Raw genomic sequence first — 12121 nt, forward strand, 5'->3', positions numbered from 1 at the left:
GGCGTCTCCTTGGATTGACGCTCTGAAATATATCACTCATTTGACCCAGAGGAGAAACGCCAGACAAGCTGTTATTGGCGGATAAACGCAACCGGTACGCTTTCCGTCAACCACACGCCGTTATCGGCCTGATAGAAAACAAAGCCTTGCGCGTGCATCCGCCCCGCTTCAACGGTGAGCACCACCGGTTTGCCGTGGCGCTGGCCGACGGCGGTTGCGGTCACCTCATCGGCAGATAAATGCACATATTTTCACACTTTGTTCCATGGCATTTTCGCCAGCAGCAGCGCCATGCCGCACCAGCCGCTGACTCCGGCGAACAGCAGGCCTGCGCCGACAAAACCGGAGAGCAGGAAAAAACCCGGATGCGCCGCGTAACCGAGTATCACGCCGAGCAGGATCAGGCTGCCCGCTACCATTTGCACCTGCTGCATCAGCGGACGCGGCTGGCGTTTATCTTCCACCGTTGGCAGGTGCGCCTGCTTCCAGCCATTTAGCCCGCCTTCGAGAATGGCCACCGGCGCTTGCCCTGCGACACGTACCAGCGCATCGGCATTCTCCTGCGTACGTCTGCCGGACTGGCAGTGAAAAATCACTGTTTGTGTGGGCGAGTCGGTAGTAATTGGCGCACCGTTCAGCAATGCTTCCAGCGGCAATGAGACGGCGCCAGGCAGGTGCTCGCGGCGAAATTCATCAGGCTGGCGAATATCGATAAGCAGTGCGCCTGCCGCTTGCTGTGCGCGGGCGTCAGCCGCGGAGATCCGGGTATAAGACATAGTTACTCCTGCGGGCAGTAGAGCCCCTTGAGTGTGCTGATAATTTTGCCAACCGCTTCATCTTTAATGAAGTAGTTGACCCGCTGCGCCTGGCGCAGGCTTTCAACCAGACCTTCCTCTTTCATCCGCGCCAGATGTTGCGATGTTGCTGAAGGGCTAAGGCCCGTGATGGCGCTCAGTTCACCCGCAGAGGTGCCCGGCGCGTCGCACAGCATGCAGAGGATCAGCAGCCGGTGCGGGTTGCTCATCGCTTTCAGTAAGCCGGATGCCTGCTCAGCCTGTTTCTGAAGTAACGGGATATCGGGTTTGGTCATGGTTATTTAGTTTTTTCTAAATTTAGATAAATCTAAAATAAAGAGCGAAAGAATTCAAGCACTGAATAAATCCTTAACATTTTTGGTTTGAATTCTCTTCAACACCTTCGTTTACTGAGGGTTATGTGTGGCGATATTTCCGGAGAAGAATGTGAAGGTTTTGAAATATGCGCTCTGCGCTGTCAGCGTCTGGGTTCATGGCGCGAGCGCCTGGAGTAATGCCTTGCCCGTCGGGCCTGCGGCAGGCGATCAATCGCTTTCACCTTTTTATATCTGGGACGGTTCTTTACCTGCGAACCCCGGCATGATGCTGCGCGAAGAGCCGCTTCCCGCACAGCCGGAAATCACCGCAGCCAGCAAGTCGCAACGCATTCTGTATACCTCGCGCGATAAACGCTGGAACGCCGGAATTGTGCCGGTCAGCGGTGCGCTTTGGTTCCCGAAAGGCAATCCACCGGCCGGAGGCTGGCCGGTTCTCGCCTGGGCGCACGGTACGCTGGGCGTTGCCGATAGCTGTGCGCCGTCGTGGACTAACCCGACAGCACGGGATGCGCATTATATTAACCAGTGGCTCCAGCAGGGTTTTGCGGTTGTCGCCACCGATTATCAGGGGCTCGGCGGGCCGGGGCCGCATCCGTATATGAACTGGGAAGCGGAAGGACGTTCGGTGCTTGACAGCGTACGCGCGGCGTTACAGGCGTATCCGCAGCAGCTCGCGAATAACCTGGTGATCAGCGGCCAGTCGCAGGGATCGGGCGCGTCGCTTGGCGCCAGCCTGATTGCGCCGGATTACGCCCCGGAATTGAAACTGCGCGCCACCCTTGCCACGGGGGTGGTGGCAACGTTTCCGGATGGGCCAGTGAAACCCGGCAATGCGCGTCCGGGCAATCGCGATCCATCACGCTTTACGATGTTACGATTGATTGGCGGCTCGTTGCCGGATGGCGCGCCGCCCGCTGAAAAGTGGGTAACAGAAAAGGGTGCGAAGTTGCTGGCATTGGCGAAAACCACCTGTATGAGCGAGCTGGGCCGCTATGAGCGCCACGAAAAACTCGACGGCAGTGCGGCATTTATCGGCGGTTCCGCGCAGGTCACTAATGCGCTATTGCCGGTCACCGATATGCCGGTCAAAGCCTTCCCGGCGCCGCTATTTGCCGCCACGGGGCTCGCCGATCACACCTTATCGCCGCACCACCAATATGCCGCAGTGGCCGCGCTGTGCGCCGGCGGTAATGCGGTGGAGTGGAAAACCTATCCCGGCATTACCCATAACGGCACCGTCAACGTCGCTTTTGCCGATGAACTGAAGTTTGTCCGCGGCGTGATGGAAAACGCTCCACAGCCCAACAGCTGCGGTTCGTTGCAGCCGCCCGGGAAATTGCAGCAGCCCACAAAGGGCGTGGCGTTTAATTAGTCGCACAAAAGTCAGCTTTATACCGAAAAGCGGTGAGCGGGGAAAAATCAGAATGGCTACGGGTTCGCTGGGGAAAAGCGGTAGCGCCAGAGTCATTTACTTTTTGGCGACCAAAGAGGTTATCTATTTGATTATGGCTTATCCGAAAAACATCAAAGATAACCTGACTGATGTGGAAAAGAGTGAATTGAAAAAACTGACGAAATTACTGAAAAATGAGGTGTGACATGCATTTTTTTGACGAACTAAAAGCCTCTCTGGAAGAGGCGGTAGACATCAAAAATGGGGTTAAAGCGCCGGCAAATGTCACCCGCTATGAAATAGCTGATGTAAAAGCGATTAGAGAGCAACTCAACGTTTCACAAAGTGAGATGGCGAAAGCGATGGGAACCAGCGTTGATACCATTAAAAGTTGGGAATCCAAACGGCGTAACCCGACAGGCCTGGCAGCCAAGGTACTGGCAACAATTCAGGCAAATCCCGATTTCTTTCGTGAACTTGCCGCCCATTAAACAACAGCCCCATCGGGGCTTTTGTTCTGTTACCTGGCCAAATATCTGAATTCCGGGCCGTCATTACTGTGCATGACGCCAGCGCAATGTCGCTGGCAGTACGCGCTGCGGCATTGCCGGTTCGTTGCCTTCAATCATTTGGGTGATTATCTCGAAGCAATCCTGCGCCAGACGCGGCACGTTCTGCTCGACGGTGTCGATGTGCAGCGACAGCGAATCATACAGGTAATGATCGTCAAAGCTGGCGATATGGATGTCGCTCTCCAGCAAATGGTGCTGGCTCATATAGCGCAGCACCCCTTCGAGCAGCCCGCAGGCGGCGGTAAACAGCGCCTTCGGCGGGCGACCCAGCCTGGCGCACAGCGCGGCGAACATCTCGTAACCGCTGCTCGGGTGGTAGTTACCGTGAATAATCCACTCCGGGCGCGGCGTTACGCCCGCACGCTCCAGCCCCTGCATAAACCCGGCGAGCCGATCTTTGGTGGGAGAAAGCCGTGGCTGGCCGCCAAGAAAGTAGATTTCATCGGGGTTTGCCCGCGCCAGGCGTTCGACTAAATCCGCCGTCGGCGTCAGCGAATCGGTGATCACCAGCGGCAACTGAGTGTCATTGATGTGGCGGTCAAACAACACCACCGGCAACTGTTCGCTGAGCTTCACGTAGTCGCTGTCGCTCTGCATGCTGGAGGCGACAATCAGGCCATCCACTTGGCGCGCGACCAGGTTATTGACCACCACTGTCTCCTGGCTGGCATTTTCGTCGGTACAGGCGATCAGCAGTTGCAGACCGGCTTCGCGGCAGAGGTTTTCCAGCTCATGGGAAAAAACGGCAAAACCGTAGTTGGTGATTTCCGGCACCACCAGCCCCAGCGTGTGGCTGCGGTTTTCGCGCAGCAGACGGGCATAAATGCTCGGCTGGTAGTGATGCTGTTGGGCGATCGCCAGCACGCGGTCACGCGTCTCCTGCGCCACGCGTAGCTCTTTGCCGCGGCCGTTAAGCACCAGGCTGGCAGTGGCTTTCGACACCCCGGCCAGCGCAGCGATATCACTGATGGTAACGCGTTTTGTTTTTCGCACGGTTTTGCATCGTTTAAGGAAACAAGCACTTATTCTACCATGCAAGAACGTAACGACCAGTAGTGGGCCTGTACTTCTGCGCCTCCGCGCAGGGTTAATTGCGCCGGATGCGTCGGGAAATAGCGGCTGCTCATCACCCCTTCGCCCTCGTTGATAAAGATCTCCACGCTTGAGCGATCACAGAGGATCTGCAACTTCTGCGCGCTGCCGCGCCAGTAACGGTACAGCCACTCGCCGGTTTGCAGGCTGCGACGGGCCAGACGCAGTTCGTCGCCGCGCCATTCGAGAATGAGCGTATCGGCGAAATTCAGCGTTAACCCGCCCTCGCTTTCCAGCACCAGCTCAAGTTGCTCTGCCTCCAGCGCAGGCATCGCTTCTGCCGTACCGCGATAGCGCTGTTCTTCACCGCGCAGCGCCTGTAGCTCAGCAACCGGCTGCTGATAGAGCTTACCGTTATGTTCAGTCAGTTCACGCAGGCAGGTCATCTGGTGGATCCAGCCATTCGCCACGGTTGGCTGTAACATCTCTTCGCCATCCGGTACGCCCATCCAGCCGACCAGCAGGCGGCGGCCATCATCGGCGAGCGTGGTTTGCGGGGCGTAAAACTCAAACCCGGCATCCAGTTCGGCAAACTCACCGTGCTGATACTGCGCGCCGGCGTAATCCAGCGTACCGCTGAGATAGGCGCTCGGGTAGGTATTGAGGTAGCGTTTCTCCTCACGCGCTACGCCCTGCGGGCAGCAGATCAGAAAGGTGCGGTCGCCGAGGGTGAACATATCCGGGCACTCCCACATATAGCCCGCATCGCCCAGCCCGTTCAGGTCGCTACCGGCGATTTCACCGAGGTTTTGCCAGTTCCACAAATTCTCTGAGCGCAGCAGCAGCACCTTGCCCTGCAACTGTAAATCCTGCGCGCCCAGCACCATGTACCATTGCCCGTCGTGCCGCCACACTTTCGGATCGCGCACATGGCCGGTGTAGCCGTGCGGCAACGGAATGGCCGGGCCGAGCTTGTCGAAACCGCCGTCGCTGTTTTGTACCGCCAGGCACTGCCACGCGGTGCGGGAACCATCGTCAAACTTCACGTTGCCGGTGTAGCACAGCGTCAGTACGCCATTGTTATCAATGGCGCTGCCGGAGTAGCACCCATTGCGGTCATACTCTTCGTCGGGCATCAGCGCGATCGGTTCATGTTGCCAGTGGACTAAATCCGCCGAACTCCAGTGCGCCCAGCATTTGTGCAGGTGCTGACACCCCAGCGCATTCCACTGGTAGAACAGATGATAACGCCCGGCGAACTGGATAAAACCGTTCGGATCGTTAAGCAGCCCGGTCACCGGCGCAAGATGCCAGGCGGGGTAGTGCGGGTCTGCCAGCGCTTTCGGCTGGCCTTTCATTACTGCCTGCAACATGGCAGGCAGCAGGGTTGTTGAAGCCATTATTCGGAGTCCGTTTTGTATTTCAGCAGGTAAGAGATAACAAACGCGGCGCTAAATGCAATCACCATCCCAATAACATAGTTGAGCAGCGAGCTGGCCTGCACAATCGCCATACCAGGGATGCCCGTCAGGCCGACCGCCGTCATATACACATGCACTGAAACCACCCACGCGCCGCCCGCAGCCCCGCCGATAAGCGCGGCGATAAAGGGTTTTACAAAGCGCAGGTTAATACCGAAAATCGCCGCCTCGGTGATGCCGAGCAGCGCCGAGAACGCCGAAGGCAGGGTAATGGCTTTGATCTTCGCATCTTTCGTTTTAAACCACACCGCCAGACAGGCACCGCCCTGCGCGACGTTAGCCATCGCCCAGATCGGCAGCAGGAAGTTGACGCCGATAGATGGATTGCCCAGCAGCCCGGCTTCAATCGCGTGAAAACTGTGATGCACGCCGGTAATCACAATCACCGAATAGAGCCCGCCGAACAGCATGCCAGCCAGCCAGCCTGCATGGCTAATCAATGTGCTGAGGACAAAAGAGATGCCGTCGCCCAGTGCGCGCCCCGCCGGGCCGATAACCAGCATGGCGATAAAACCAGAGATAATCACCGTCAGGAACGGCGTCAGGATCAGATCCAGCGCATCCGGGATCACCCGGCGCAGTTGCTTCTCCAGCAGGCTCATAAACCACACGGCCAGCAGCACCGGGAAAACGGTCCCCTGGTAGCCGATCATCGCCACTTCGATACCGAAAAAGTTCATGGTATGGAAGCCCGCCGCCACGCCCCAGGCGTTGGTCAGCGCCGGGTGCGTCAGAATGCCGCCCAGTGTCGCGCCAAGATAGGGGTTACCGCCAAACTCGCGGGCGGCGGTAAAGCCAATCAGGATTGGCAGAATGATAAACGCCGCCGAACTGAACATGTCGAGCATGATGTACAGAGCGTTGTCCGGGTTCACCCAGCCGTAGGTTTTCACCATTCCCAGCAGCCCCATCAGCAAGCCGGAGGCAACGATCGCCGGGATAATTGGCACGAAAATATTCGACAGCAGGCGGGCAATACGCTGAAACGGATTAAGCTTGCGCGCAGCAATATCGGCGGCTTCTGACTTGCTCGATTCGTTGATCCCGGCCTCAGCGATAAACGCGGCGTAGACTTTATTCACCACGCCAGTGCCGAAAATAATCTGCAACTGCCCGGCGTTACGAAAACAGCCTTTCACGCCGTCAATTTTGCCGATCGCCGCGGTATCGGCTTTCGCGTCTTCCACCAGCACTAAGCGCAGGCGCGTGGCGCAGTGCGCGGCGCTGGCGATATTATCCTTACCGCCCAGCAGCGGCAGCAGCGCGCGGGCAATTTGTGCAAAATCCATAACAACCTCTGTCTTCTCGTTATTGTGGTGTTAACCCGGTTGAGACGACCCCCGCACCCCGCAGGGGCCGAACTCATTAGAACCAGGTCTCCATTTGGACGCCGAAGTTCCACTCGCCGCCGGATTTAAAGCCGTTGCTGCCAAAGGCATCATCGCTGGCGTACTTATCCAGACGGTGATCCCAGTCCATCCAGGTGGCGAACAGGCGGATTTCCGGGCGTTTGAGGAATTCGCCGACGTCGCTGGCTTTCAGCGTTGGGGCGACGGTCAGTTTATAGAAGCTACCGCTCACTGCGTTACGGCTGTTATAGCCTTCCGGGCGCAGATCCATGTACTGGTAGCTGCCTTCGTACTGCATTTCGAAGTTTTCGGTGATCCCCTGAATCAGGCGCAAGTTGGCGGTCGCCCACTGGTAACTGTCGCCTTTGACGTAGCGATCTTTACTGCTTTGCGCCAGTACGGCCGGTGCGATATGCCAGCCGCCGCCCAGCGGTGTGATGCCGTAGCTGGCGAGGCGCCAGGTGTTCGCTTCCGGCAGCAGCGCGCCGTCGGAACCGATTGATTTCACCTCTGCGCCCAGCCCGTGGCCGTAGAGCAGGGCGGTTTTCGCCGAGCCTTCCCGCAGCCCATAGAAGCTGTCGTTATGCAGGCCGAGCAGCGCATGTACGCCAGTATTCGCGGCATCGCCCTTCACTTTATTGCCGTCGAGATCGACACGATCGTCGTTATCTTTGGCGCGCATGCCACTGACCATCAGTTGCAGCGGGCCGTAGAAGTTGTTCAGCGACAGAATATAGTTCTGCGCCGTGTTTTCACTGTTCTCAATGTCGCCGAAGGTGCGGCCGTAAATTGACAGGTTGCTGTGTGTGTCATCATTCCACTTCATGTCGTAGATCCCTGCGCCGGTCCCGGCGAGGAACACCACATCGGAGTCGATCCAGTGGATATCAAAGTTATCGCGGTCAAAACGTTTACCGGCCCAGACGGTGGAGTCTTTAAATGCGCCGGTGAAGCTCGGTAGATGGCCGATTTCGGTAAACGCCTGGCGCAGGTTGAGATCGCTGCTGGAGGCTGTCCAGTCGTTATAGGTTTTTTGCCCGTCGGCCAGCATTACCTTAAAGCGCGTGGTTGCGCCGTTTGCCAGCGTCTGTTTATGTTCGAGGTTCATCTCGACATAGGTATCCGGTTCGTTACCCAGGCGACCGACATGACCACCGGTTTCACCTGCCGGGGTCACCGTTGGTCCGCCCTGCGTTTTAGCAGCGGAGTTGTTCATCAGCAGGCCGGAGCGGGCGTAGCCGTGGAACTCAAACCCGCCTTCATCGGTGGCTTTTTGCTCCAGTTTGGCAGTGCGCTGCTCAACCTGGCTGGTCGTGGTTTGCGTCTGCTGCTGCGCGGTTGCCAGTTGCTGCGCCTGTTTTTCCGCCGCTTTGGCGCGGGTTTCTGCGGCATTTGCGCGTTGTTCTGCCGCCTGTAAACGCTGTTCCAGCGCGGCAAGACGAGCTTCTATACTGCTCATGCTGGGATCGGCTGCCAGTGCAGCGCCAGAGCTGAATATCAAACCAAGGGTTACAGCAAGCGTGCTTTTTTTCATCATTTTGCATCCCTAAGGAAGAGCTATCATCACAGGATTGTTTTTTTTGCTAAACCGGTTTAGGTGATGAATCATACGCACGGCTAATTTCATCACGCAATCAAATTTGCTAAACCGGTTTAGTGATTGTGAGACGGCTCGCAAAACGAAGCGGCACTCAGACGGGTTGTTCTTCCAGTTGATGACGATAGGGCAAGGCGGTCATCGCGCCTTTCGCCGTGGTGGCGAGTGCTCCGCAGCGCTGCGCGGTGGCAAGACGTTCGCCAAGTTGCGCCTGGGTATCCGGTAGCCCGTGCTGCGCCAGCTCCCACAGTAATCCGGCAACAAACGCATCTCCCGCGCCGGTGGTATCGACGCTGATAACCGGCTGTGTCGGCCAGGCGCTGAGCGCGCCGCGCAGGCAGGCTTTGACGCCTGCTTTACCCTGCGTCACCAGCAACAGCGGGATGGCGAAGCGTTCGGCCAATTGCTGCATGCTGGCGTCGATATCCGCCTGGCCACTAAAAAAGGCCAGCTCTTCTTCCGAGAGTTTTACCACGTCCGCCAGCGTGAAGGCCTGGCTCAGGGCATCGTGCAACTGCTGCGGATCGGCCCACAGATCGTGGCGGATATTCGGGTCGAAGCTAACAAATCCCCCGGCCTCACGGATGCGCGTCATCGCCGTAAACGTGGTGCTGCGCGACGGTTCAGCAGAGAGCGCAATCGAGCAGCAGTGCAACCATTCGCCGCGCTGAAAGGGGGGTAAATCATCCACAGCGAGAAACAGATCGGCGCCCGGTCGTACCATAAAGGTAAATGAGCGCTCACCCCCTTCATCGAGCGCGACTATCACCGTGGAGGTGCGCTGCGCCGGATCGGCAGACATAAACGCGGTATTCACCTGTTCGGCGTCGAGGGTTTGACGCATAAAATGACCAAAAGGATCGTCACCGACGCGGCCGATAAAACCGCTGTTTCCCTGCAAACGCGCAATACCGACCGCCACATTCGCTGGTGCGCCGCCGGGACACTGCAACAAGCGCCCTGCGCCTTCCGGCAGTAAATCGACCACGGCGTCGCCCAGACACCAGACTCGTGCTGACATAACTCTCTCCCGCTTTAAAATAATCGCTAAAACTTAACTAAACCGGTTTAGCAAATCAACTGCATCGTTAAGTTGTCATCTTTTTTTGCTAAGGTGCAGGGCGGGTTTCCTTACTCTGGACGCAACAATGCCGCAACCGCTGTACGTTTTCGATCTCGATAACACCTTGATTTCTGGTGACAGTAGCACGCTATGGAGCCGCTACCTGGTGCGTGAAGGTTTTGCCGATGGCGCGGAATATTTGCACCATGAAGAGCGGATGATGCAGGATTACGCGCGTGGCGAAATGAATCTGCACGAGTATGTGGCGCTGACCATGTCGCCGCTGCGCGATTTCCCGGTGGCGCTGGTGGATAGCATGGTGGCGCGGTGTGTGGAAACGGAGATTGTGCCGCGCATCTACCCGCAGGCGCTGGCGTTAATCAGGGAATTGCAGGCCAGCAACCAGGCGATGCTGATTATCTCCGCGTCGGTCAGTTTACTGGTGAAGGCGATTGCGCCAGTGCTGGGCATTGAGCACGCGATTGGCGTGGAGGTGAAAACCGATAACGGGCGCTACACGGGGGTCATCGACGGTACGCCGAGCTATCAGCAGGGCAAAATTACCTGCCTGGAAAACTTCCTTGTTCATCACCCGCAGCATCGTGGGGAGGTGACGTTTTACACCGACTCGATTAACGATTTGCCGCTCTGCGAATACGCCAACCACGTGTTTATGGTGAATCCCTGCCCGCAACTGGCGGCGCAAGGAGAACTGCGCCGCTGGCCGCAACTTAACTGGCAGCTTACTCTGGCTTAAACAGCGGCACCGGTTTACCGATAATATAGCGTCGGCGCAGCCAGGCCGATGCCATATCCATCAGCATCACCACCGCGACCAGAATCACAGTGATAAACATCACCACATCCCAGTTCCATAGCCGCATGTTTTCGGCATAAATCAGACCGATACCGCCCGCGCCGACAAACCCCAGCACCGCCGCCGAACGGGTGTTGGACTCGATCTGATAAAGGCTCAGCGCGAGGAAGGTCGGGAATGACTGGGTAAAGGTGCTGAAACGGTGCTTTTGCAGGCCGCTCGCGCCGACAGCCGTCATACCGCGTCCCGGCGAACGATCCACCGCTTCATGGCTTTCCGCATACAGACGGCCAAGCAGACCGGTATCCTGCATGATGATTGCCAGTACCCCGGCCAGCGGCCCGAGACCAACGGCACGCACAAAAATCAGCCCCCAGATCGCCATATCGATGCCGCGCAGAATATCGAACAGGCGACGCATACAAAACGCCACCGCACCGAGAAACCCGCCGCGCATGATGTTGCGTGCGGCAAGGAATGAGAGCAGTAACGCCAGCATGGTGGCGGTGAGCGTACCGGCGAAAACAATCGCCAGCGTGATGCCAATCTGCGAGAAATAGTAGCCAAATGGCCAGTTGAGGAAATCGTGCCAGACAAACATGCGCAGCAGATAGCGGCCAATCTGCTGCATGCCGTTAAGTGCCTGATCGAGCGGAATGCCGAACTGCATAAAAAACCACAGATAATAGAGCGCAGCGGCCAGCGCGATCAGGCCGAGACGGCGCAGATAGCGCCCCTGCGCTTTGAACAAATCACTGTGCAGTTTCCGGCTTAAGGTCACATTCGGTACGGCTTGCCAGCTTGTCATTTTGTCCCCTCCAGCACCCACTGGCGCAAACGGCCAGAGAGGGTATCGAGCGCCGAAACCACAATGATGATCAGCAGTAGTGTAATGCTGACCTGATCGTAGCGGTCGAGTTTGATATTGGTCATCAGCTCCTGGCCGATGCCGCCTGCGCCAACCAGACCGAGAATGGTGGAGGAGCGGAAGTTAATCTCCAGGCGCATAAAACCGTAGGAGAGAAAAATCGGTTTGACCTGCGGCCACAGCGCGAAGCGGATGCGTTGCAGATGCGTGGCGCCGCAGGCGGCCAGCCCGCGTACCGGGCGATCCTGCGTGCTTTCCACCGCTTCATAAAACATTTTGGTCAGGCTGCCGACGGTGTGCAGCGCTAGCGCGAGGAAACCGGGAATCGCGCCAATGCCAAATGCCATCACGAAAATGACCGCCCACGCCAGCTCCGGCATGGTGCGCAAAAACGCCACCAGCGCGCGAATGGCAAAACGTACCGGCGGTGGCGACCAGGTGTTGCCCGCTGCCAGAAAAGCCAGCACGCCAGCGATGACAAAAGAGAATAGCGTTGAGGCCAGCGCCAGTTGCAGAGTCTCCCAAATCAGCGGTAACTGAATCGGCAGGCGATAACCCCAATACGCCAGCGAGCCTTTGGTGTGGCTGTCGGCAAAAAGCACAGACCAGTGCAGCGTCGGCACGGTTTCCAGCATGTAATCGAGGAAGTTGGGCAGTGAGTGCCAGATGGTAAAAATATTAAATTCGGCGGCGTTCCCGGCGGCAAACCAGAGCGCCAGCAGTAGTAACGACCAGGCCACAGTGTCGCGCTTCTGGCGCGCTCTGACCTGCTGGTAATAGTGCTCAAACTGCGTATTCGACGTGTTCATGCGTTGCA

The 12121-nt window shown here is 57.5% G+C and carries 12 protein-coding genes and 2 pseudogenes; 4 read left to right on the forward strand and 10 right to left on the reverse strand.

The window, feature by feature from the left end; translation table 11 throughout:
* Positions 1–71 precede the first annotated feature (71 nt).
* The 3 genes and pseudogenes from CWM66_RS22295 to CWM66_RS22305 all read right to left on the reverse strand — a co-directional run.
* A pseudogene (locus CWM66_RS22295) lies at positions 72–251 on the reverse strand (RNA 2'-phosphotransferase); the annotation flags it as partial.
* Positions 252–776, reverse strand: coding sequence for a rhodanese family protein (locus CWM66_RS22300; protein WP_090398513.1), 525 nt, complete (start codon positions 774–776; stop codon positions 252–254).
* A 2-nt stretch (positions 777–778) separates the two neighbouring features.
* Complete coding sequence (locus CWM66_RS22305; RefSeq protein ID WP_007370592.1) at positions 779–1090, reverse strand: helix-turn-helix transcriptional regulator; 312 nt, start codon at positions 1088–1090, stop codon at positions 779–781.
* A 151-nt stretch (positions 1091–1241) separates the two neighbouring features.
* On the opposite strand from CWM66_RS22305, the gene CWM66_RS22310 reads away from it, so the two are divergent.
* The 3 genes and pseudogenes from CWM66_RS22310 to nadS all read left to right on the forward strand — a co-directional run bounded on the left by CWM66_RS22310 (position 1242) and on the right by nadS (position 3016).
* Positions 1242–2504 carry a lipase family protein gene (locus tag CWM66_RS22310; protein WP_071921270.1) on the forward strand — a complete coding sequence of 421 codons (1263 nt, stop codon included), beginning with the start codon at positions 1242–1244 and terminating at the stop codon, positions 2502–2504.
* A 40-nt stretch (positions 2505–2544) separates the two neighbouring features.
* A pseudogene (locus tag CWM66_RS22315) lies at positions 2545–2730 on the forward strand (type II toxin-antitoxin system RelE/ParE family toxin); the annotation flags it as partial.
* A gap of 1 nt (position 2731) precedes the next feature.
* Positions 2732–3016, forward strand: a complete 285-nt coding sequence (nadS, locus tag CWM66_RS22320) for a NadS family protein (protein ID WP_079517477.1) — start codon at positions 2732–2734, stop codon at positions 3014–3016.
* A 63-nt stretch (positions 3017–3079) separates the two neighbouring features.
* Here nadS and CWM66_RS22325 read toward each other — a convergent pair whose 3' ends face one another.
* The 5 genes from CWM66_RS22325 to CWM66_RS22345 all read right to left on the reverse strand — a co-directional run bounded on the left by CWM66_RS22325 (position 3080) and on the right by CWM66_RS22345 (position 9577).
* A complete protein-coding gene (locus CWM66_RS22325) occupies positions 3080–4090 on the reverse strand; it encodes a substrate-binding domain-containing protein (protein WP_035890121.1) in 1011 nt (336 codons plus the stop codon).
* Positions 4091–4119: 29 nt separating this feature from the next.
* Positions 4120–5529, reverse strand: coding sequence for a sucrose-6-phosphate hydrolase (locus tag CWM66_RS22330; protein ID WP_107147310.1), 1410 nt, complete (start codon positions 5527–5529; stop codon positions 4120–4122).
* Positions 5529–6899 (reverse strand): sucrose-specific PTS transporter subunit IIBC, encoded by a 1371-nt coding sequence (locus tag CWM66_RS22335; RefSeq protein ID WP_035890117.1) that lies wholly within the window; start codon positions 6897–6899, stop codon positions 5529–5531. Before CWM66_RS22335 ends, CWM66_RS22330 begins: the two co-directional genes overlap by 1 nt.
* A gap of 76 nt (positions 6900–6975) precedes the next feature.
* The gene (locus CWM66_RS22340) at positions 6976–8493 is read right to left on the reverse strand and encodes a carbohydrate porin (RefSeq protein ID WP_035890143.1); all 1518 of its coding nucleotides are present in this window, start codon (positions 8491–8493) and stop codon (positions 6976–6978) included.
* 157 nt (positions 8494–8650) lie between these two features.
* Positions 8651–9577 carry an aminoimidazole riboside kinase gene (locus CWM66_RS22345; RefSeq protein WP_035890115.1) on the reverse strand — a complete coding sequence of 309 codons (927 nt, stop codon included), beginning with the start codon at positions 9575–9577 and terminating at the stop codon, positions 8651–8653.
* 127 nt (positions 9578–9704) lie between these two features.
* Here CWM66_RS22345 and CWM66_RS22350 point away from each other — a divergent pair, with 127 nt between their 5' ends.
* A complete protein-coding gene (locus CWM66_RS22350) occupies positions 9705–10376 on the forward strand; it encodes an HAD family phosphatase (protein WP_007370601.1) in 672 nt (223 codons plus the stop codon).
* Here CWM66_RS22350 and phnE (CWM66_RS22355) read toward each other — a convergent pair.
* On the reverse strand, positions 10363–11244 hold the full coding sequence (gene phnE, locus CWM66_RS22355; RefSeq protein ID WP_007370602.1) for a phosphonate ABC transporter, permease protein PhnE: 882 nt from the start codon (positions 11242–11244) through the stop codon (positions 10363–10365). The two genes, CWM66_RS22350 and phnE (CWM66_RS22355), sit on opposite strands and share 14 nt — an antisense overlap.
* A complete protein-coding gene (gene phnE / locus CWM66_RS22360) occupies positions 11241–12113 on the reverse strand; it encodes a phosphonate ABC transporter, permease protein PhnE (protein ID WP_007370603.1) in 873 nt (290 codons plus the stop codon). The genes phnE (CWM66_RS22355) and phnE (CWM66_RS22360) overlap by 4 nt, the downstream gene beginning before the upstream one ends.
* Positions 12114–12121: the final 8 nt, after the last annotated feature.

Origin of the sequence: Kosakonia sp. H7A (assembly GCF_003028445.1) — a bacterium.
Lineage (GTDB): Bacteria > Pseudomonadota > Gammaproteobacteria > Enterobacterales > Enterobacteriaceae > Kosakonia > Kosakonia radicincitans.

Coding starts and splice junctions, on each gene's coding strand:
- CWM66_RS22300 (WP_090398513.1), bottom strand. CDS start 776: ATGTCTTATACCCGGATCTCCGCGGCTGACGCCCGCGCACAGCAAGCG.
- CWM66_RS22305 (WP_007370592.1), bottom strand. CDS start 1,090: ATGACCAAACCCGATATCCCGTTACTTCAGAAACAGGCTGAGCAGGCA.
- nadS (WP_079517477.1), top strand. CDS start 2,732: ATGCATTTTTTTGACGAACTAAAAGCCTCTCTGGAAGAGGCGGTAGAC.
- CWM66_RS22330 (WP_107147310.1), bottom strand. CDS start 5,529: ATGGCTTCAACAACCCTGCTGCCTGCCATGTTGCAGGCAGTAATGAAA.
- CWM66_RS22335 (WP_035890117.1), bottom strand. CDS start 6,899: ATGGATTTTGCACAAATTGCCCGCGCGCTGCTGCCGCTGCTGGGCGGT.
- CWM66_RS22340 (WP_035890143.1), bottom strand. CDS start 8,493: ATGAAAAAAAGCACGCTTGCTGTAACCCTTGGTTTGATATTCAGCTCT.
- CWM66_RS22345 (WP_035890115.1), bottom strand. CDS start 9,577: ATGTCAGCACGAGTCTGGTGTCTGGGCGACGCCGTGGTCGATTTACTG.
- CWM66_RS22350 (WP_007370601.1), top strand. CDS start 9,705: ATGCCGCAACCGCTGTACGTTTTCGATCTCGATAACACCTTGATTTCT.
- phnE (WP_007370602.1), bottom strand. CDS start 11,244: ATGACAAGCTGGCAAGCCGTACCGAATGTGACCTTAAGCCGGAAACTG.
- phnE (WP_007370603.1), bottom strand. CDS start 12,113: ATGAACACGTCGAATACGCAGTTTGAGCACTATTACCAGCAGGTCAGA.